The following is a 21,799-nucleotide window of genomic DNA, read 5'->3' on the forward strand; positions in this document are numbered from 1 at the left end:
AATCGTCAGACCTTTTTCGTTTGCAATGTAATGCCGGTTATTTTAAGCGCAAAGTTTTTTTATTTCTATATGTTTTTAATCGCGCAAAGTCGCAGAGACGCAAAGATTTTTCTACTTAATTTTTTTAACAAACTTGGCGTCTTTGCGACTTTGCGAGAATTTTTTTGGACTCAAACAAAACTAAAAGAGAAAAAGTTCGCAAAGCTTTTAAAACTTTGCAAACTTGTCCTTGAAAATGGTATGCAGCTAAACTAAATTAGTGATTGTGTGTTTCGCTGTTTTCATAACCTAAAACCGTAATCATATAAGGAGTGCTAGAAACTTTAGTCTTTTTGATTGCCGATGTAGAAAGATTTAACCGCAATAATTCTCCGCTTGTTGGCGAAGTAATGTACGCAAAACGGTCAGTTACTGCCATTTGTGGTTTTAAAGTCGCATCTGTTGCCGTTTCTGAAGTTGCTTTAACTTCTTTTACAACTTGTAAACTGCTGATGTCGTAAAGTTTGAAATCTCCTGAATGCAATAAAACAGCCAGTTTTTTATGATCGTAACTCACTTTGCATTGCATAATCGTTGTATTCGCAATGATTGGTTTTACCGTATTAGCCACAACATCGATTAAATAAGCGCCTTTTGCAGCCGTGTAGCCAATGAATTTTCCAGCCGAAGCGGTTTCTAAAATACTTCCAAACCAAGCTGTTCCAAAATCAGATGGATGCTCTATTAGTTTTTGGTTTCCGTTGCTTTCTACAACCAAAATTCCGCTTGACGAACCAAAAACAGCGTAAACTCCGTCTGAAGCATTTCCGTGAATTCCTTTTGTAGCAATTTTAGCATCAAAAAGTGTTTTTCCAGAATTGTCAATAATTTTTACTTTTTCTGGAAGCGTTCCCGTAACCGAATTGTCTTTTACCGTAATTGCATAGGTTCCGTTTGTAAAAGTTGCCATTGCGCCGTGATGCGCCAATAAACCTGCGTTAATGTTTTTGAAAGTCGCTCCAGCTTTGTTTACATCAGCTTCTTTACCCACAGAAAGCGTTCCGTCTCCGTCGTTAAAAGTCAGGATTTCTCCGATTTTACTTTTAAAATGAGTTGGTTTTAATGCGCTTGTCGCTAAAATTCCAAATTTCGGAACATCATCAACATCAATATGGTCGCCGTGTAATTCCAGTCCGCTGTCGAAGGTTTCAACAAAATTATTGTCTCTGTGAACAATTCCTGCAAAACGTCCAGATTCTGTTGTGTACAAAGACGATTTCGCAAATTTTGCCGTAAAAGAACTCGTTTTCTCTTCATGCGGATCAAAAAGTGTCAGTTCTGTTGTTTTTTCGTCAGAAATTAAAACTCTAACAAATGTATGTTCTTCCGAAGTGTCATGATCGTGATCATGGTCGTCGTGATTGTCATCGTCGTTGCTGCACGAAACCGCAAAAAGCGACAAAGCAAATAAAAATAGCAGTTTGTAAAACTTGTTTTTCATTGTAATAAAGGATTTAAAATTTGTAAATAATTGATTTTGAATGGTACGCTTATCGCGAAATCGAAAACGGAATTTTCATAGAAACAATAATATTTCTTCCTGCTTCAGGAAGTTCGATAAGTCGGTAAAAGCTAGTGTGATTTAAATATCTCGTATTGAATAAATTCTGGATCTGAATATTGATGCTGATGTCCTCTTTTCCCGTTTTTACTTTAGCGCCCAAAGCCACATTAAAAACATGACTTTCGGCTGTTTTTTTCTCAGGTGGAACAATGTTGTTTTGTGCTGCTGTAAAACGATAATCAACAGAGAAATAAGAATCTTTTAAAAAGCTGATTTGTGGTTCGTAATTCAGTCCAAACAAAACCGAAGGCGGCGGAGAAAACGGAAGTGTATAGCCTTTTTTGCTTCCTGATTTTTGTTCAGAATACAAATATTCAGCCGCGATTTCGGCGCTTAAAGATTTGATGAAATAATAGCGCGTCTGCAATTCGGCCCCATAACGAAAAACTTTACTTTGCTCATATTCAAAAACCTGATTTCCTGCTCCGTAATAAATATCATGCGCTGGGGTTGGATTCAAGTAAATGAAATTCGGAAAATAATTCACAAACGGCGTCAGCTGAAAAGACCAGTGGTGTTCTTTCCACTCCATCCCCAAATCCAGTTGATACGAACGTTCCGCATCCAGATTTGGATTTCCTTTTTCGAATCGGAAATAATGATAATTCACTCCGTTTGAAGCCAGTTCCTTCGCAATTGGCATTCTAAAACTAGATCCTAAATTCGCTTTAAGCGAAAGTTTTCCAGGATTATAATTGATTCCCGCCGACCACGTAAAACTGTCAAAAGTCTTCGTTAAATCCTGAGAACGCTGCAAATATTCCATCTGCGTCTGATTGTTTTCTGTAACAGGACTTTGAAACCAATCGTAATATGATTTCATTTTAATTTTGCCATAATCGTAACGAACAGCGCCGTGGAGAAACCATTTTTCGTTCAGTTCCATTTTATCATAAACAAATAAACCCGCATTAATTTGGTTGAAAGCCGGAATCAAAAAACTCCATCCGTTAATGGCATTTTCTTGAGAAACCACATTAGTTCCAACAGTAATTTGATGGCGATTAACAGCAAATTCATCTTTAGCAGAAAACGACCAAACGTCTTTATCGTACTGACGTTCGAGATCTTGTGGCGCGTACATATCTTCAGGATAAATTGGGGGCATATAACCGTGATTTACATAATGGCTCCATTCTCTTCGAAAGTTTTTCTGAAAACCAATTTGCGTTTCAAAAGCATGATTTCTCCAATTGAAAGAAGTTGTATTACTCACCTTTAAATGGTTCACCTGCTGATACGGCATCAAAATATCGCGGCTCGATTTATCGTGCAATTCGGTATCGACATTTCGAGGTTCGAGTCCGTGCGCATTCGCGAAAAAACCGCTTTTGGTGTAAACATTACTGAAATAAAAAACAGACTTCAAGTTTTCTCCAGAGTAACCCGTGCTCAAATGAAAATCGAGTTCGCGCCCAGCCGTATTCCGTAAATGATTTTTGTATAATGGAACTTCGTAACTGTAAACTTGCACCTTATCAGTCGGAACACGATAATCACCATAATCCATAGCCGTTACCCGCGTGTCGAAGAACCAGTTTTCATTTCGTCCAAATAAATTAAGCGAACTCCCAAATTGTGCATTGTTGCTTTTTCCCGTAAGATCGACGCTTCCGCCAAAAGTATTTTGGAATGGAAGAGGAAGCGGTTTAATGTTTATTGCGCCGCCCACAGCATCAGATCCGTAAATAAATGAAGAAGGGCCTTTTATGATTTCTACTCTGTTTACCGCATATTGGTCAATTTCCAATCCGTGATCGGCGCCCCATTGCTGGCCTTCGTGTTTTAAACCATTTTCGACCACAATAACCTGATTAAAACTCAAGCCTCGAATAAGCGGTTTTGAACCTCCAGAACCAATCGAAATAGTTTTAACTCCAGGCAATTTCTGCAAAGACTGCATGAGGCTTCCGCCAAGATTACGCTGAATAAAACTGCTGTTCACCGTTTCTACATTCAACGATTCTTCTTTTTTGCGTTTTTCGGCAGCATTTCCGTTTACCAAAACTTCTTTCAATTCTTTTATTTCAGGCTTTTTTTCTGAAGGCTGATTTTGAGAAATAACTTCAGTTGAAACCAATAAACTGAGGAGTAAAAAACAAGATTTCCAAAAAAGGAATTGGGCATTCTTCATTAAATCCGATTTATAAAATTTTAATACTTAAACCTTTCAGCGTCTGCCAGCCTTCTTTGTCCGTCAAACGGATCATAAAATGATAATCGCCTGGATCAACATCCGCTGGAATTGAGATTTGTGCCGTTGCTTCATAACTTTTCACACCATCGGGAATGGTATAATTGTTAATGAAAAGCATTGGTTTTACAGGTTTTTTTATGGCATCCATTTCGCAGCTTTCCACTTCTGTACTATGTGTGTGATGATCAAAATTGTGATGAATGTCTAAGCTGTACGAACCCAATTCGACATTATCACTAAAATTGGTTTTAAAAGTGAATGTTTTTCCGCGTTCGATTGTACTGCACTGAATCGGAAATGCATCTGTTGTACTGTAGATTACAGGATATTCCGTATCGATTTCAGCGTTATCGCTGGAGCAGGCAGAAATAAAAGCAAGAGCCAAAATGCCTAATAATAACTTTATCTTTTTCATTTTTTCTGATTTTTAATTAAAGGGCAAATGGCAAATCGATCGATTGAGAAAAATTGATGTTGTACGTCGTATTTTTATACAAAACCAAGAAAGTATAATCGCCTGCAGCCCAAGATTTGTTAGCAATTAAATCCTGACCAACAGGAACATTGTTGTCTTTTGCAGCGCCAATGGTAAGTTTTGGAGTTTCTCTCGTAAACTTGGTACCATCCCAAGGAACATTAGAGAACTGACTCGCATCGGCTACATTTTTATGTTCGAAAACATCGTAAACAATCACTTTGCTAAAATCAATCTGATCTACGCTTTCTGGAGTGTGTTTGATGTTTTTATTAATTAAAAGCAAATACATAATTCCGTCTCCTTTTACACCTTCAAGCGTTACCTGAGAACTGAAAATGTCGTTGTTTTTGTACTTGGCATCAGGATTGGAAAATTTGCCTTTTCGGTACATAAAAGCATCATTTATAAAAACCGTAAATACCGATGCTACAGGATTTACAGGAATATTTTCTAGTTTATAGATCGTTAAGTTTTTCTTTACCTCGAGTTTGCTTCCGTTTTGGTCGTTTACAATAATGATGAAATCATATTTTCCTTCCGCAGCGTCTTCTGGAATATCAAAATGTTTGTGAACGGTAGCGTTTTTTGCACCCGCATATTGCGTCCAAGTAATTTCGTGCGACCAAACTTTAGAATAGGTTTCACCGCTTCTTTGAACAATTTTTACCTGTACATTTTCGATTTTATCAGCTGCAGTGACTTCAGCATTAAAATGGAAATCTGCGCCAATAGTTGCCGTTTCGTTGTTGCCAAGACCCAATTCGATTTTGTCGATTGTGGGAATAGCTTTTTCTGGTTCTGAATCGTCGTTGCTACAGCTTGTGAAAGCAAGAGCCGCAAAAACCGAAGCCAGAATGAGTTTTGTTGTTTTCATTTTTTCTGATTTGATTTTGACCATTTTATAAAGAGTATTTGGGTTACGTAAAAGGTTCAATGTGTCTGAGTCCAAGAAGGACGATACATTGAGGCGAAAGCCCCAGAGGACGAAATGTTTATAGAAATATAAATTTGCGTTTGATGAATAAGCCCCAGCGGGGCGACATATTTATAGAAATCGATTTGCCATTACAACAGAGCTCCAGCGGAGCGAAACATAAATAAACGGACCAAAAGCCTTAATTAAGCTTTAAGTGAGAATACAGAAATCGATTAAAAAGGGAAATAATTTTTGTGCGGAAAAAAGCAGTATCTCAACATCAAAAAATAGATTTTTGATGCAAAAATGAATTCAATGTAAAGTATTAACTTCTGAAAACAGATGTGATTGTTAATCGCTTTTTAAGATTTTAAATCATTAAAAAGGACAAATAACAAAAACAGCCGAACAATCGGAGCACAAAAATTAAAGTGTAAAAGCAGGAGGGGCTCGAAGTGAAAACAATGACCCTTTAAAAAATGCTAAATGCTGTTCGCTGTAGAAACTGAGATGTTTGACAGCAACATTATTTTTATAAAATTGAAAAACAGCAAATTCAAAAGTTCCGACAGCGCTGAATTTAAAATCGCAAATCGAACATTTATGAAACGAATGTAATTTTGCTTTGAACTGTGGCTTTTCTGAAATTGAAATTTCCAGTTTTTCTTTTGATAAATTGGTATCCAGAATATGCTCATACGAATGGACAGCCGGAAACAGTATTGCGAACAATACGATTAATGGCATCAGAAGATTGATATATTTAATTTTCTTTTTCATTCGTGAAGGTTGACTTCTGGACGAGTTTTTTGCTAATTAATGCAATAATGTTGCAAATATAGAAATCTTATTTTTAAATGCAATACTGTTGCAGTAATTGTTTGAAAAAAGCAGCTAATTTGCTATTTTAGCCAATCATATATTCCTTCAAAAATGAAATTTCGCTATAGCTTTCTCAGTTTTTTAATGACCATTACGATTGGATTTTCCCAATCCAAACCAAAAGAAAATATTGTTTTAGAAAACGGTGTTTCAGAGCAATTGGCGCATTTTAGAAAACAGCAGATTTCTAATTTGAAGTACGATCTTTCATTCGAAATTCCGAATCAGAAAAGCGAAGATATTGGTTCAAAATTGGTTTTAGAAGCAGCTTTGTCAGATGTAAGTCAGCCATTATATTTAGATTTTAAAGAGAAATCTCAAAACATAAAAACAATTGAAGCAAACGGAAAAAACATTGCGATTATTCATGAAAAAGGACATATTGTAATTTCTTCTCAGAGTTTGGTTTCAGGGCAAAATACAATCCAGATTTCGTTTATTGCTGGGAATTTATCTCTTAACCGAAACTATGATTTTCTCTACACTTTATTAGTTCCAGACCGCGCGAGTACACTGTTTCCGTGTTTCGATCAGCCCGATTTAAAAGCAACTTATAAATTAAGTTTAACTGTTCCGAAAGATTGGAAAGTTTTGGCTGGAGCAGAAGTGAAAAGCAAAGTTGAAAAAGGCGATTTTACTTCGTACACTTTTGGAGAAAGCGATAAAATGAGTACGTATTTGTTTTCTTTCGTAGCAGGAAAATTTGATAATGTAATGAAGAAACCAAGTAACATGGAAATGACGATGCTGTATAGGGAAAACAATCCGAGAAAGATTGAAATGAGTACTGATACGATTTTCAATTTGCATCAGCAGTCGATAGATTTTTTAGAAAAATATACCAAATATAAATTTCCTTTTCAGAAACTAGATTTTGCTGCAATTCCAGTTTTTCAATATGGCGGAATGGAACATGTTGGAGCGATTCAATACCGAGAATCGACTCTGTTTTTGGATAACAGTTCGACAGACAGCGAAAAATTAAACCGAGCGAAATTAATCGCACACGAAACCTCGCACATGTGGTTTGGCGATTTGGTAACCATGAAATGGTTTGATGATGTTTGGATGAAAGAGGTTTTTGCCAATTTTATGGCAGACAAAATCATGAATCCGATTTTCCCGAAAGTAAATCATAATCTGCAGTTTTTTACAGCGCATTATCCTAGCGCTTACGCGGAAGATCGCTCTTTAGGGACGCATCCGATACGACAACATTTAGCAAATTTAAAAGATGCTGGTTCGCTTTATGGCGCTATGATTTACAACAAAGCGCCAATTATGATGCGTCAGTTAGAAGCTTCGATGGGAAAAGAAGCTTTCCAGAAAGGAATTGAAAAATACATTCAGAAATACGCCAACGACAATGCCGATTGGAATAATCTCGTAGAAATTCTCGATGCCGAAACTCCTCTCGATATGAAGAAATGGAGCGAGGTTTGGGTAAACAAATCGGGAAGAGCTATTTTTTCTGATAAAGTGGAATTCGATAAAAACAATAAGATTAAAAGCTTTGAAATCAGTCAGAAAGCAGAAGACGGTTCGGACAATATCTGGCCTCAGATTTTCCAAATCGGATTGGTTTATAAGAATGAAGTAAAAGTTTTGACGGCAAATATTATAGATAAAAGTTTGGTTTTAAAAGAAGCCATCGGTCTTGAAAAACCACTTTTTATTATTTACAATTATAAAGGTTTTGGGTACGGAGTTTTTCCGCTTGACGGGAATTATTTAAATGCAATTTCAAGATTGAAAGATGAGGTGGCGAGAGCTTCGGCTTACAGTAATCTTTATGAAAATACTTTGGTTGGGAATGTTTCGCCAGAAAAAGCTTTTGATTGTCTTTTTAGAGGAATTCAATCGGAAGAAAATGAATTGGTTTTGCGAATGGTTTCAGGTAATCTGAATACAATTTACTGGAGATTTTTGACTGAAAAACAGCAAAATAAAGTCCAAAAGCAACTTGAAGATGTCTTGTATACCCGTTTAAACGAAAAATTATCAGCTAATATTAAAAAGACTTTATTCGTATTGTTTAGTTCGATTGCTTACTCAGATTCTGAAAAAGAGAAATTATTTAAAATCTGGAGCAAAGAAATTACAATTCCTGGATTGAAATTAAATGAAGACGATTACACCAATATGGCGATGAATCTGGCGATTTTTAAACATGAAAAAGCCAATCAGATTTTAGTGAAAGCTAAAATGGCGATGACAAATCCAGATAAAATAAAGCGATTTGAGTTTTTGATGCCTTCACTTTCTCAGGATGAAAACGTGAGAAATGCGTTTGTCGAATCTTTGAAAGACGATGCTAATCGTGAGAAAGAATCTTGGGTTTCTGTTGGATTGGCCAATGTAAATCATCCGCTTCGTCAGGACAGTGCGCAAAAATATCTTAGATTTTCACTAGATTTGGTAGACGAAATTCAGCGTACGGGAGATATTTTCTTTCCGAAAGACTGGCTGGACAATACTGTTGGAAAGTATTCGTCGAAATATGCTTTTGATGAAGTGCAGCGATTCTTAAAAGAAAACCCTAATTTTAGTCCGATCTTGAAGCGCAAATTATATCAAGCGACAGATTTGCTTTATAAAGCACAAAATATTAAAAAAGAAACCGAATGAAAATCGAAACAGAAATAGAGAAAGTCTCCAGTTTTCAGCATCTTGAAATGCTGGCAAACCAAGTTGTGGAAGGTTTTATTTCGGGAATGCACAAGAGTCCGTTTCATGGATTTTCGGCCGAATTTGCTGAGCATAAAGTTTATAACGCGGGCGAAAGCACCAAACATATCGACTGGAAATTGTTTGCCAAAACAGACCGTTTGTACACCAAACGTTTTGAGGAAGAAACCAATATGCGCTGTCATATTATTGTAGATAATTCGTCGTCAATGCATTATCCAGAACTGAAATCGAATCAGCCTTTTTATGAAAAGAAGATTGGTTTTGCGGTTTTGGCTTCGGCGGTTTTGATGAATATTTTAAAGAAACAGCGCGATGCTGTTGGTCTAAGCGTTTTCTCCGATCATTACGAATATTACGCTCCAGAAAAAGGAAGTGATCGCCATCATCGAATGCTTTTGAATAAACTGGAGCAATTATTAGAACAGCCAAAAGTCAAAAAAACGACTGATACCATTACGTATTTGCACCAAATTGCAGAGAAAATGCATCGCCGTTCGATGATAATTTTGTTTACCGATATGTTTCAATCGGCAGACGATGAGAAATTGTTCAACGCTTTGCAGCATTTAAAACACAATAAACATAAAGTCGTTTTGTTTCACGTGGTAGACAGCAAAACCGAATTGGAATTTGATTTTGATAATACGCCGCGAAAGTTTATTGACTTAGAATCAGGCGATGAAGTTTCTATTTTTGCCGATAATGTAAAAGAAGAATACGAGAAAAGGGCAGAAGCGTACTTTAAAGAATTGTCTTTAACTTGTGCGAAGAACCAGATTAAGTACGTTTCGGTTAATGTTGGTGATAATTTTGAAAAAATATTGACTACTTATTTGGTTGAAAAACAAAACTTTGGATAATATTTTAAATAAAAATTAAATATTTTTTATAAAAACACTTGCAGAAACGAAATTCTGTTATATCTTTGCAACCGCAATAACGCAGAGGTTTGGTAGTTCAGTTGGTTAGAATACATGCCTGTCACGCATGGGGTCGCGGGTTCGAGTCCCGTCCAGACCGCAATATTGGGAAAAGCCTTTCGTAACAGAAAGGCTTTTTTGCCCAAATACGGTATCTAAGATTAGTTGTGTTGTTTTGCTACGACTTTGTAACTCGTAGCTGGTTTAGTAGTTAGACCAATGAAAAGCTTTCCACTTTTGTGGATGGCTTTTTTGATTTAAGACCTTTTGTAAAAAGGTAAATTCCAATGATTTTGAAGTCTCAAAATTAAATTCCAAATTCCAATTTTCTCGAAATTATTTTACCGCAAAGTTCGCAAAGATTTTTACGCAGAGCACGCTAAGTTTTTTAAGTATGTTTTTATATAATAAAAAAGTTCGCAAAGCTATTTGGATAAAGCTTTGCGAACTTTGCGATTATTTGTGTCGTCTTAAAAAAACTTTGCGTGCATTGCGGTTAGAAAAAGCTAAGAATAAAGAAAATTCTTCTTTTTTGATAAAAACTTCAATTTTTAAAATATTGGAATTTAGCTCATTAAAAAATTATTAAATTTTATTTCTAAAAACCCTTGCAGAATCCAGTTTCTGTTGTATTTTTGCACTCACAATACAAGCAGGGTTTGGTAGTTCAGTTGGTTAGAATACATGCCTGTCACGCATGGGGTCGCGGGTTCGAGTCCCGTCCAGACCGCTTAGTTTTAAAAATGCCTTTCGAAAGAAAGGCATTTTTTTTGTTTATACTTAAAGCTTACTATTATGTTTTACGTTTATATTATTTATTCAAAAACTTTTGATGTCTACTATAAAGGCTTTAGTGAAAACGTAGATCAAAGATTGATATATCATAATGAAAATAGAAGTAAATATACGGCTAATAAAGGCCCTTGGAAATTAGTTTATTTAAAAGGTTTTGAAACTAAAAGAGAAGCTTTAATTGAAGAATTACGGTTGAAAAAATTGAATCGTAAATCAATTGAAGTTCTGATTCAAGACAGAAAATAAGTTGGTTAGAATACATGCCTGTCATCTCGTCTAGAGACGAGACGGGTTCGAGTCCTCTCGTTTCAAAACGAGACTTAAATTTAGAAAGTCTTTCCGTTATGGAAAGACTTTTTTTTTGGATTTAACCGCAAGGGGCGCTACGATTTACGCAAAGTTCGCAAAGGTTTTTTTTAATCTCGCAAAGTCGCAAAGACGCCAAGTTTTTATTTCACGCTCCCGATACCTATCGGGATTAAAAGATTTAAGCAGATTGCGCAGATTATTTTAAATTTATAATCTGCGAGAGAAACAGAAAATCCAATAATAATCTGCCCTAATCTGTAAGATCTGCGTGAAACAAAATCCTTATTTTTTGGAATTTAACCGCAATGGAAATTTTGCACATAATAACATCAGAACATAGCCCAAGGTTTCAACCTTGGGTGCACAATCAATATCACATCACGGAATCACAATACGTTTCCCAAGGGCGAGACCTTTGGCGATGGTTTTTCTTTAAAAGGAATTCGGAGAATCTTGTCATTTCGAACGGAGTGAGAAATCTTCGTGAGAAACTCTACAAAGATTGGCGATATTCTGTATCGAGCTACTTGTGAAGATTTCTCACTCCGTTCGAAATGACAAAAAATGGTAGAAAAATCCTTGTTTTTTTTGATTTAACCGTAAAGAAAAATTCACATAGAATATCAGAAAATAGCCCAAGGTTCAACCTTGGGTACGCAATCAATATCACATTACGAAATCACAATACGTTTCCCAAGGTTGAAACCTTGGGCTATGGTTTTTCTCTAAAAGGAATCTTGTCATTTCGAACGAAGAGAGAAATCTTCGCGAGAAAGTCTACAAAGATTGGCGACATACTACGTCGAGCTACTTGTGAGATCCTTCGTTTCTCAGGATGACAAAAATAAAAATAAACTTTTGCTTTCGAAGCTTAGGGATCGTGACTTGTGAGCATATTTGATTTTTTATAAAATAATCTGCGACATCAGCTTAAATCTTTTAATCCCGATAGCTATCGGGAGCGTGAAATAAAATAAATCCTTTTAATCCATATAATCTGTGGCAAAAAAAACAAAACTTGGCGTCTTAGCGACTTTGCGAGCATATTTCAACGCCTAATAAAGAATTTTAGCGAACTTTGCGTAAACCTTAGGGGTTAAAAAACTATGGAACAATCACCCTTTAAAGTAGACAAATATTACATCAAGAGAGTGGATGCAGACCCAAAAAGCATTTACTGTCATCATGATATAATGGGTGAATTGCTGGTTCCAACACACAAGCACGAAAAAGCTCAGATGCTTTATGCAGAAGGCGACGTGGTTTTTGTAACAACCGAAACCAAATCGTACTTTTTGCCCGCAAGGCATTTTATTTGGATTCCTGCCGGATTAGAACATAGTATCGAACCCAAGTCAGAACATGTGATGATGCGGAATCTTTATTTTCCGGTTGAAGAAAATGAAGAGGAATTTTATAAAAGCGAAGGTATTTATCCCGTAAATAACCTTTTGCTACAAATGATGCTTTTTACCAATCGCTGGAACGGTGACCTCGAAGAAGGAACGCCTAATTTTAGCATTGCCAAAGCGATAAAAGCCATTTTACCGCAAATCTGCCTGACGAATCTTCCGTTAGAATTACCGCAACCGAAAGACAAACGCTTGGGTAAAATTTTGCGTCATGTGGAGAATAATTTGGGAGAAACAATTCTCTTTTCGAACGTAGCGCATGAGTTTGGCTATAGTGAAAGATCGTTATCAAGATTATTCCAGAAAGATCTCAAAATGTCTTTTATTCAATATTATACTATTCGAAGAATTTTAAAGGCAATCGAACTTTTATTAGAAAGAAAACTTTCGGTAAAAGAAGTAGCTGAAGAAGTGGGTTACAACAGTGTTCCTACATTCAGTAATACCTTTTTCAAAATTCTCGGTCAAAGACCTTCTGATTACTTAAATGGTCAGGAAATTTTGGAGCAGACTAAATAGTTATTTCACACAGAATTTTTGGTTTCACGCAGATTTAAAAAGATTAAAGCAGATTTAATTTTGATTTTTCTGTGTTGGAGTATATAATTTTTTCTCCCGCAGATTTTGGAGATTGAGAAGATAAATATTAAAAAAAATCTGCCAGATCTGCTAAATCTGCGGGAGAAAAAAAGGAATCTGCCAGATCTGCTTTAATCTGTCTAGATCTGCGTGAAACTTTTTTTTTCTAAACCCTTGAAAATCTGTATAAAACAAAAATCTATAAACTTTTGTATCTCAATATTTTAATATAACGTTTTCGGAAATGGAGATTTTAACATTTGGCTGAAATGAATATGTTCTTGGCTTTTAATAATTATCAGTCAACGAAAAAATGAAGGAACTTTGCAGCATCAAATAGTTAAATATTCATGTTCCTTAAAACAACAAATTCTAAAGAAGATTGTTTTCTCAAAAGCTTATTGATATTTTTAATTGCGTTCGCATTCAATGGTTTACAAGCTCAGGAGGTTCATACAGTTTCTTTACAAGAAGCGATGAAGCTGGCAAAAGAAAACAACAAAAAAGTCCTAAGATCTCAATTGGACATTACGCTCTCAGAGCAAAACATCAAAGAAAGAAAAGAACTCCGACTTCCAGATGTTGAATTAAACGGAATGTATTCCAGAATTACCAACATTACCGAATTTAAAGGAAATGGTTTTCTTAACGGAAAAGAAGTAACCAAAGCAATTCCGGAAATCTACGAAGTAAATTCGACTTTTAAAATGCCAATTTACGTTGGAAACAAAATCAACAACGCGATTAAAATTGCGAATGATGAAAGCGAAATTGCCAAAATAAAATCGGAAAAAACAGAAAATGATATCGAACTGCAGGTTGTGGCCAACTATCTGTCGATTTATAAAATGATGGAGCTTCAGAAGATTTTTGAAGAAAACATCAAAGAAGAAAAAAGCCGATTGAAAGAAGTGCAATCGATGCAGAAACATGGTACGGTGACCAAAAATGAGGTTATTCGTGCCGAATTGCAACTCTCAGATCGCGAATTGAATGCGTTAACTAACTCCAAAAACATTAAAATCGCACTTCACGATCTGAAGACGTTGATTCAGCTTCCAGAAAACGAAGAAATAGCCATTGATACGACTTCAAACCTAGACGAAATGAACGGCTTGGATCCGTATGATTTTTATCTGAATAAAGCCATGCAGAACGAAGAAATGCGTATTGCAAGCCAGGAATTGAAAATCAGTAAAACCGAATTGCAATTGGTAAAAGGGAATTATCTGCCAAGCGTAAACTTTTTCGGGAACTACGGATTTTATTATCCAAACTATAAATTCTTTCCGCCCAATCCGTATTTGTACACTTTAGGTCAGGTGGGAATCGAGGCGCGTTTTGATCTTTCGGCTTTGTATAAAAACAAAACGAAAGTAGCGCAGGCGAATACTAAAATCGAGTGGCAGAAAATGCAAACGGAAATTGTAAAAGACGAAATTCAGGATAAGCTTTTTAAAGACCATACACAATATCAAGAAATTCTAGAAAAGTTTGTGGTGGTTGACAAAGCCTTGGATTTAGCCGAAGAAAACTATCGAATTGTAAAGTTGAAATATTTGAATCAATTGGTTTTAATAACCGAAATGGTCGATGCTGATAATGCTTTGCTTCAGGCGAAATACAACAAAATTTCTACCCGATTGGATGCCATTTTGAAACATTACGAACTGCTGCATACGGCGGGAATGCTTTCGCAGAGCTGATTTTGGGACGAAAGAAGCTAGAAACAAGACTTGGAATAAGAAAATAGAGAATAGAATAAAGAATATAGATTTAGTTCCAGAGGAACGATTCATATTGTAGCGCCGGATTTTAATCCGGGGAAATTAAAAGATATAAAGTTTATGGTTAAGATAAAAAATGAAACTAGAAGAAATAGAACGTTTCATATCATAATAACAATTATTGCGTGTACGCTGGTTATAAGCGGGGTTATTTTAGGGATTTGGTTTTATGTGTTTAACCGAAACCACGAAGAAACCAATGACGCTCAGGTCGAACAATATGTAACGCCAATTATGTCGAGAATTACAGGTTATGTGCAGGAAGTTCGTTTTAACGAAAATCAATTTGTGCATAAAGGAGATACATTGGTGGTGATTGATAACAGGGAATATCAGTCGAAATTAAATGTGGCTTTGGCCGATGTTCAAAACGCGAAACAAAATAGCGTGGTTGCAGAGAAAAATGCTGTCAATACGGCAAGTGCAACCGCAATAAACGAATCGCAATTGGAAGCGGCAAAATCAAATCTTTGGAAAACGAAATTAGAATACGAGCGCTACAAAGCTTTGGTAAAGGAAGAAGCGGCAACGTCTCAGCAATTAGAAAAAGTAAAAGCCGATTATGAAACCGCTCAGGCGCATTTTCAGGAAATGAAAAATAGAATTCATTCTTCGGCGTTAAGCACTTCTGTTGCCGAAGCTAATGTACCAACAACGCAGACAAATATTGCTTCAAAACAAGCTGTCGTTGACAATGCGGCTTTATTTCTTTCGTACACGATCATTACAGCGCCTTATGATGGCTGGGTTGGAAAACGAACTTTACAGCCAGGACAAATGGTAAAAGAAGGACAATCTTTGCTTTCAATAGTAAGTAAAGAAAAATGGATTACAGCCAATTTTAAAGAAACGCAACTGCAATATTTAACCGTTGGTCAGGAAGTAGAAATTAAGGCTGACGCTGTAAATGATAAAACATTTAGTGGAACAATTGCTTCGCTATCGCCTGCGAGCGGTGCGAGATTCTCGTTGCTTCCTCCAGATAATGCAACGGGGAACTTCGTGAAAATTGAGCAAAGAATCCCAGTTCGAATTCAGTTAAAAGACAACGACAAACAAACCGATTTTTTAAGAGCAGGAATGAACATTACAGTTGTTGCTGCACACAAATAAAATGGAAGATAAAAGTATATTTAAATCCTGGGTGCCGCGATGGGCGATCATTATTATATTGTTCGTCTGTCTGCTACATTCCATGATTTTGTTGGGGGTTTATACGTCAAACGTAACGTATGCGGCAAGTTTTCTGGATATTGAACCAGAAGATTTGCAATTTGCAATGTGCGTTACGTACGGAACTCTATTGGCAACCATTTTAATAGAAAGCCGATTCTCGAGTTTTTTTCCTGCTAAAAATTACCTGATGGCGGTTTATTCTCTTATCGGAATTACAATTGTTTCGTCGGCATATATTACCAATTTTTCGGTTTTTTTATTGATGAGAGTTTTAGAAGGAATTCTTATGGCACTTCCTGTAATCACAATCAGACAATTGCTTATAGAGCAATTCAATACAAAAAACGCCATCATTATCGGGTTTTCATTTTACTACGGCGCGCTGTTGTTGTCTACGCCCTTTATTATGAATATCGCCGTGTGGTTTCTCGATCATTACGACTGGAAATATATGTTGTATGTTTCGGGCGGACTGCAGGTTTTAAACGTCTTTTTAATCTTAGTTACTTTCAGAGGGCACCGAATTACAAAGAAGATTCCGTTGTATCAAATCGACTGGATGAGTTATTTTTTGGTTTTAATTTCGATTCTTTGCGGTGCCTACTTTTTTGTTTATGCCGAGAAAAAATATTGGTTGCAGTCTTCAGAAATGGTTTTAATACTGATGATTTCGCTCATAACAGGCGGATTGTTCATCTTTAAAGAACGTTTGGTAAAAAGACCAAGTTTTGATTTTGAAGTGATAAAATACGCTAATCTGCGAATAGGATTTTTATTGTTTTTCCTTTTCTATATCAGCAGAGCAACGTTGAGCCTTTGCCATTCGGCGATGTTCTCCATCTGGAATTGGGATCCGTCGCGTGTGGCAGGCGTACAATACATAAACGGACTGGGAAATGTAATCGGACTTGTTTTAGCTGCTTTTTTTCTGATGAAATCCGTTTCGACTAAAATCATTTTTATGATAGGTTTTACGCTTATTGCGATATTTCATTTCTGGTTTACGTTTCTTTTTGTGCCAGATGTAGCGTTGAGCGATATTATCATTCCATATATTTTGCAAGGAATCGGTGTTGGGTTTTTATTTGTTCCGCTTATCTTATTTACCACATCATCGGTTCCAGCAAATATGGCAGTTTCTTCGGGAATTGTCGGCGTTTCAGGGCGTTTTTGGGGAAGCACAATTGGTTTCTGCGTCATGCAGAATGCGATGGTTTTCTTAAATAAAAAACACTTCTTAAAATTAAGTCAATTCGTAACAGGAGAAAATCCCGAAGCACAGCAAAACATTGCCACAACAACACAGAGTTTTATGGCCAAAGGATATTCTGCAGATAATGCGAATGTTCTTGCCATGAAAAAGATATTCGGAACCGTCAGCAAACAATCGACTTTATTGGCCAATATGGAGATTTATACGATTGTGGGTTATGGTTTAGTAGTTTTGATTATTCTAATAGCGTGCAATCAGCATTTGAGACAGACGATTACTTTGGTTAAAAGTAAAATTTGGATCGGGTAGGTTTTGTTTCAGGTTTAAAGTTTTAAGTTCAAAGTTATTCCGTGTAGTTTGTCATTTCGACGAAGGAGAAATCTCCGCAAGTAACTCCGCAAAGTAAAGCCAATCTTTGTAGAGCTTCTCACGGAGATTTCTCCTTCGTCGAAATGACAAAAAATGAGAACAAAACTTTGCGCCTCTGCGCCTTTGCGAGATTAAAAAAACTTAGCGCATCTCTGCGAAAAACCTTTGTGAATCTCTGTGTAATAAACGCTTTATTGCCTTACCTTGCAACCTCTAAAAAACAACAAAAACAATTATGAGCCAAAAATGTGTAATCTTCGATATGGACGGCGTAATCTGCCACACCAATCCGCATCATGTAGTTGCTTTCGAAGAGTTTTTCAATAAATATAAAATTCCGTACACCAATGAAGAATTTGAGGAGCACATGTACGGAAAACACAATAGTTACATTATGTCGCATTTCTTCAAACGTCCGATTTCGGGAGAAGAACTGATTAAATTGGAAGACGAAAAAGAAGGAATGTTTCGTGAAATTTATAAAGACAAAGTCGAAACGATTCCGCATTATATGACGTTTCTGGAAGAATTAAAATCCCGCGGATTCAAAACGGCCGTTGCCACTTCTGCGCCGCGTGCGAATCTGGATTTGATTGCCAATTTCCTAAAACTCGACCAAAAAATGGATTCGATGATGTCTAGCGAAGACGTTACGTTTCACAAACCAAATCCAGAAGTGTATTTAAAATCGGCAGAGCGTGTTGGTGTTTCTCCGTCTGACTGTGTGGTTTTTGAAGATTCTTTTTCGGGCGTTACAGCAGGATTAAATGCCGGAATGAAAGTCGTAGGTGTTTTGAGTACGCATACCAAAGAAGAACTTCCGCCTTGTGATTTTTATATCAATGATTATAGTGAAGTGAATGTGGGGAAAATAGTTGAGATATTAAATACCAATTCTTAAAATCCCAAATTTCCCCAAAGTTTGTCATTCCGAGGAACGAGGAATCACACTAGAAACTCCACAAAGTATGTTGCCAATCTTTGTAGAATCCCGAGTGTGATTTCTCCTTTCAGTTGAAACGACAAAACAAGACGGATTAAATTGAGTTTCGTCAATACTTCTCCTTCAAAAAAGCCATCCAGCCTTTTTCAAATTCTTCGGGAGTGACTTTCAATGTTTTTTCAATATTGCCAAATGACGAAATTAATTGAGCGACGCTCTCTTTTCCCCATTTAGAAGTGACATAATCTATAATCGTATAGCCAATATTATAAATCTGATTGCTTTTATTTAATTCTTCTAAAGTCAGGTTTTTGGTTTTGGCATATTTTACGCTTAATTTATTTACTTCTTTCGCTTCAAAAATACTGATCGATTCCCAGAGCCAGCGCTGATATTCGGTTTTGAATTTTTTATCGAATTCTTTTTCAAAAGTTGCTCTGTCCTGCGTAATAATGGTCTCTTTGGCTTTATCGATCAAAATATTTAACTGAACGCAATGCGTAAATTCATGAAGTGCCGTTTTTAATGGATCGTCGGGAAAAAGAGAATTAAACCAACTCGTCCAGACAAAATGAAATTCGTTTGGGCCGCGGCTTGTGCCTTTTGTGTTTTCTTTTAAGCCAGTCGCAGCTTTAAACTTGTGTGAATAACCGTAAATAAAAACCTTTATTACATCGTGTTTTACGTCTTTTAAGTTTTCTCGTATCGGAGCATAATTTTCTTCCAGATGTTTACTGACTTTTTCTGCTTCACTTTTGTAAATTCCGCTGTAGGAAACAATAAAATGTTCCGATTTTATGGTTTGGATTTCCTGTTTAACAGTAAAGTTTCGAACCGTTCTCGCAAGGTAAAAAAGCACAATAACTCCTAAAAGGATAACTAATAATCTGTATTTTTTCATGTGTTCTAAAGGATTTTAGAGTTTTAAAAATGAATAAAATAAGGAGAATTAGTGTTTTTGGTATTTTAAAAATAAGAATATTTGTAGACTAAAACATAAAATATTTGAAGAAATTTCTGAATTGCTAAGCTTTGGAGAGTTTTTATGTTTAAAGAAGTTTTAATCATAAAAATTGTTTAGGATTAAAAAAGTTTTACCATCGTTCTCTCGTAATGATATATTAAAAACAACTTCTCCCTCTTGCACCATTGTTTTTCCAGAAGCACAAAATCCACCCATATTTAATTTATAGACTTTTCTGTTTTTTATTATTCCAGTTATTTCCTCATAAGGAATGCCATTTTCAAATAAGATCTTTTTAAAATGAATAAAATCAGTTGCGCTATCTTTTTTAACTTTTCCAACATAAGTTCCTGCCACAAATAATGAATCAATATCTTCTCCGGTTTTATTGTAAAACTTTAAATGGACATTTTTAGTGTTAAAAAAAATGAAAGTACCAATTATGATTATTGATGCAATTATTAGTGGTTCAATTAATCTTGGTTTGGAAAGTTGCATTTTAACAAACGGCTTTTGAGTTTTATTTTAAAGGAAAATCCAACAACTCTTTAGGTTCAATATCTAAAGCATTGGCAATTTTTACAATATTTTTTATGGAAGTATTTATTTCAGCTCTTTCAATTCTGGCAATTTGATTTCTTTTAATATCACAATCATCAGCTAAGGCTTGTTGGGATAAGCCTTTTTTTTCACGTAGCTGTCGAATGTGAATGCCGAGATTTTTGATAAAAGTTTCTTCTGAAATATTCATATTTCAAAAGTCATAACAATTATTTTTTATTTAGACACATATTTGTATCAATAATTATTATATTTGACCAAAAAATAAGATAATGATTACAGAAAATATTTCGGAAGTTGAAAATCGGTTAAATAATTTCTTTACAAATGTTATAGATCCAAAAGATATGGCAAAGGCAATTCGTCAGGCAAATTATATGCTGACTTTAAGTGTGATAAGAGAAAGAGATTCTTTAGGGAAAATAAATCTCGAAAACTTCTATTATTGGCTCAATGAATTGGCAGAAGTTTTAGATCCTTATTTAGATGTTGAATAGAAAATAAACAATTCATCTCGACGAAAGGAGAAACCAAAATAACAGAACCGACAAAAAATTCCAGAGTGATTTCCGCAATTTTTTTCATAGTGTACAGACTTGTTGGTGATGTTGGGGGAACTTCTTTCGTCAAGGTGATATCGAGTAAAAATTTCACATAACGAGGTATACGAGGTCATAAGAAATTATCAATATTATTTTTTATTAGTGAAAATAACAGATCTAAGGAATTGTTAAATGCTATTATGATTTGTTAGTCTTTTTCACAATTTCATTTAAAGTTGATGATAATGATTCAATAATGTTTTTATCGCTTTTAAGTCTTTCCATGTCTTCAGTGGTTTCATCAGTTTTAAGAACCAATGAGGCTACTTTATTGCCATCGCTAAATTTTTTCAAAATTTCTTTTACTAGTTCTGTATCGTTTTGATATATGGCCATTTTTATAGATGAAATTTTAAATTTTATGTTGGTTATTTCGTTTTCAAAGAATTTAATATCTATTAAACATTCCTTGTAAAGTTTTAAAAAGAAAAAGGAAAATATTTGGAAAAATAAAACAATTGTTATTCGAGGTATGAAATAGCTTATAACATCAGAAGTTGCAGAATCGAAAGTATAAATTGCTATAGACAATGTAATAATACCGATACTATTAATTATAATTCCTATTGTTAGGTTAAGATTTGAATTATATGTAAGTCTTTTTATTTGTTTTCGAATATTATCTTCGATTTCGAATAGTTCTTCTAAGAGAATACTTGTAGAAACAGTAAAAGGGAATTCATGGAAGAATTTTTGTTCCATTGAATTGTAAAGTTTAGTTTTAAACTCATCGTACTTGTTTTTATCATCGCCATCATCGAGAATCTGAAACATTATGTCTAAGCTGCTTTTGGTAGTCTCATCGTCATCTTTTTTGTTGTTATCATTCCAGAAACTTTTTGCTTTAGAGTAATTGCTGTCAGATAAATCAAGATAATTTTGAATTATATAAAAAAGTGAAACCAGAAAAATTATGATGCTTAAAATTAATGTTGTTTTTTGTGGTAGTACAAGCCATTTGGTGTTAATTGTTGAATATCCACCAGCAAAGCTTATGGTTAATAAGATTGCCAAAAAATAAAATTTATAAATTATTTTTCTTTTTGTCATGTTAAAAAATTAAGAATTGTATATTATTACTGTAAACACTTAATAAATGATTAGCTTTTTTTAGCAAATATATGCACTTCTTTGTGGTATATTCTATTAACAAATAATTAATTAGAATATGTATTAAAAGTTAGGATGGAGTAATTTAAAATAGGTCAGAAAACAAAAAAGCTTCTGAAAAAATTTTCAGAAGCTTTTTTTGGTGCGGATAATAGGACTCGAACCTACACGCCTTGCGGCACCAGATCCTAAGTCTGGCATGTCTACCAATTTCACCATATCCGCGGAATTGTGGGTGCAAAGATAGGCATACTTTTGAATTATCAAAGCATTTTTTGAAAATTTTTTTTAA

18 protein-coding genes and 3 tRNA genes are annotated in these 21,799 nt (G+C 35.2%); 11 read left to right on the top strand and 10 right to left on the bottom strand.

The annotated features are described in order from the left end of the window. Window positions 1-256: 256 nt before the first annotated feature. From AC3E9W_RS04090 to AC3E9W_RS04110, 5 genes are all read right to left on the bottom strand, one after another. Window positions 257-1,480 (bottom strand): hypothetical protein, encoded by a 1,224-nt coding sequence (locus AC3E9W_RS04090; protein WP_488767037.1) that lies wholly within the window; start codon window positions 1,478-1,480, stop codon window positions 257-259. Between the two features lie 49 nt (window positions 1,481-1,529). After that, window positions 1,530-3,737: a TonB-dependent receptor gene (locus tag AC3E9W_RS04095; RefSeq protein WP_488767039.1), complete on the bottom strand. Its 2,208-nt coding sequence runs from the start codon at window positions 3,735-3,737 to the stop codon at window positions 1,530-1,532. 10 nt (window positions 3,738-3,747) lie between these two features. After that, window positions 3,748-4,215 (bottom strand): DUF4625 domain-containing protein, encoded by a 468-nt coding sequence (locus AC3E9W_RS04100; protein WP_488767041.1) that lies wholly within the window; start codon window positions 4,213-4,215, stop codon window positions 3,748-3,750. A 16-nt stretch (window positions 4,216-4,231) separates the two neighbouring features. Further along, entirely contained in the window at window positions 4,232-5,152 is a 921-nt protein-coding gene (locus tag AC3E9W_RS04105) for a DUF4625 domain-containing protein (RefSeq protein ID WP_488767043.1), read from the bottom strand. A gap of 468 nt (window positions 5,153-5,620) precedes the next feature. Then, the gene (locus tag AC3E9W_RS04110; RefSeq protein WP_488767044.1) at window positions 5,621-5,974 is read right to left on the bottom strand and encodes a hypothetical protein; all 354 of its coding nucleotides are present in this window, start codon (window positions 5,972-5,974) and stop codon (window positions 5,621-5,623) included. Window positions 5,975-6,127: 153 nt separating this feature from the next. Between AC3E9W_RS04110 and AC3E9W_RS04115 the strand changes: the two genes are divergently transcribed. From AC3E9W_RS04115 to AC3E9W_RS04160, 10 genes are all read left to right on the top strand, one after another. Beyond that, complete coding sequence (locus tag AC3E9W_RS04115; RefSeq protein WP_488767045.1) at window positions 6,128-8,704, top strand: M1 family metallopeptidase; 2,577 nt, start codon at window positions 6,128-6,130, stop codon at window positions 8,702-8,704. Next, window positions 8,701-9,627, top strand: a complete 927-nt coding sequence (locus AC3E9W_RS04120; RefSeq protein ID WP_488767046.1) for a DUF58 domain-containing protein — start codon at window positions 8,701-8,703, stop codon at window positions 9,625-9,627. Before AC3E9W_RS04115 ends, AC3E9W_RS04120 begins: the two co-directional genes overlap by 4 nt. Before the next feature lie 86 nt (window positions 9,628-9,713). Continuing rightward, window positions 9,714-9,787: transfer RNA gene (locus AC3E9W_RS04125), tRNA-Asp, on the top strand. A gap of 556 nt (window positions 9,788-10,343) precedes the next feature. Next, window positions 10,344-10,417 (top strand) — tRNA-Asp (locus AC3E9W_RS04130). A 65-nt stretch (window positions 10,418-10,482) separates the two neighbouring features. Next, on the top strand, window positions 10,483-10,728 hold the full coding sequence (locus AC3E9W_RS04135) for a GIY-YIG nuclease family protein (protein WP_488767047.1): 246 nt from the start codon (window positions 10,483-10,485) through the stop codon (window positions 10,726-10,728). Between the two features lie 1,169 nt (window positions 10,729-11,897). Further along, window positions 11,898-12,722, top strand: coding sequence for a helix-turn-helix transcriptional regulator (locus AC3E9W_RS04140; protein ID WP_488767048.1), 825 nt, complete (start codon window positions 11,898-11,900; stop codon window positions 12,720-12,722). Between the two features lie 461 nt (window positions 12,723-13,183). Beyond that, the gene (locus tag AC3E9W_RS04145; RefSeq protein WP_488767050.1) at window positions 13,184-14,488 is read left to right on the top strand and encodes a TolC family protein; all 1,305 of its coding nucleotides are present in this window, start codon (window positions 13,184-13,186) and stop codon (window positions 14,486-14,488) included. Between the two features lie 141 nt (window positions 14,489-14,629). Next, window positions 14,630-15,682, top strand: coding sequence for an HlyD family secretion protein (locus AC3E9W_RS04150; protein WP_488767052.1), 1,053 nt, complete (start codon window positions 14,630-14,632; stop codon window positions 15,680-15,682). Between the two features lie 82 nt (window positions 15,683-15,764). Beyond that, window positions 15,765-17,267, top strand: a complete 1,503-nt coding sequence (locus tag AC3E9W_RS04155; protein ID WP_488767053.1) for an MFS transporter — start codon at window positions 15,765-15,767, stop codon at window positions 17,265-17,267. Window positions 17,268-17,562: 295 nt separating this feature from the next. Next, entirely contained in the window at window positions 17,563-18,228 is a 666-nt protein-coding gene (locus AC3E9W_RS04160) for an HAD family hydrolase (protein WP_488767055.1), read from the top strand. Between the two features lie 151 nt (window positions 18,229-18,379). Here the strand turns inward: AC3E9W_RS04160 and AC3E9W_RS04165 are convergent, their stop codons facing one another. The 3 genes from AC3E9W_RS04165 to AC3E9W_RS04175 form a co-directional block, all read right to left on the bottom strand. Further along, window positions 18,380-19,171: a hypothetical protein gene (locus tag AC3E9W_RS04165; protein WP_488767056.1), complete on the bottom strand. Its 792-nt coding sequence runs from the start codon at window positions 19,169-19,171 to the stop codon at window positions 18,380-18,382. Window positions 19,172-19,330: 159 nt separating this feature from the next. Then, window positions 19,331-19,732, bottom strand: coding sequence for a hypothetical protein (locus tag AC3E9W_RS04170; protein WP_488767058.1), 402 nt, complete (start codon window positions 19,730-19,732; stop codon window positions 19,331-19,333). Window positions 19,733-19,754: 22 nt separating this feature from the next. Next, window positions 19,755-19,985, bottom strand: a complete 231-nt coding sequence (locus tag AC3E9W_RS04175) for a helix-turn-helix domain-containing protein (protein ID WP_488767060.1) — start codon at window positions 19,983-19,985, stop codon at window positions 19,755-19,757. A gap of 82 nt (window positions 19,986-20,067) precedes the next feature. Between AC3E9W_RS04175 and AC3E9W_RS04180 the strand changes: the two genes are divergently transcribed. After that, window positions 20,068-20,292: a hypothetical protein gene (locus AC3E9W_RS04180; RefSeq protein ID WP_488767062.1), complete on the top strand. Its 225-nt coding sequence runs from the start codon at window positions 20,068-20,070 to the stop codon at window positions 20,290-20,292. Window positions 20,293-20,535: 243 nt separating this feature from the next. Here AC3E9W_RS04180 and AC3E9W_RS04185 read toward each other — a convergent pair whose 3' ends face one another. Next, window positions 20,536-21,447 carry a hypothetical protein gene (locus tag AC3E9W_RS04185; RefSeq protein WP_488767063.1) on the bottom strand — a complete coding sequence of 304 codons (912 nt, stop codon included), beginning with the start codon at window positions 21,445-21,447 and terminating at the stop codon, window positions 20,536-20,538. Between the two features lie 200 nt (window positions 21,448-21,647). After that, window positions 21,648-21,732, bottom strand: a tRNA-Leu gene (locus tag AC3E9W_RS04190). Window positions 21,733-21,799 lie beyond the last annotated feature (67 nt).

This window comes from Flavobacterium sp. 38 (assembly GCF_057799715.1).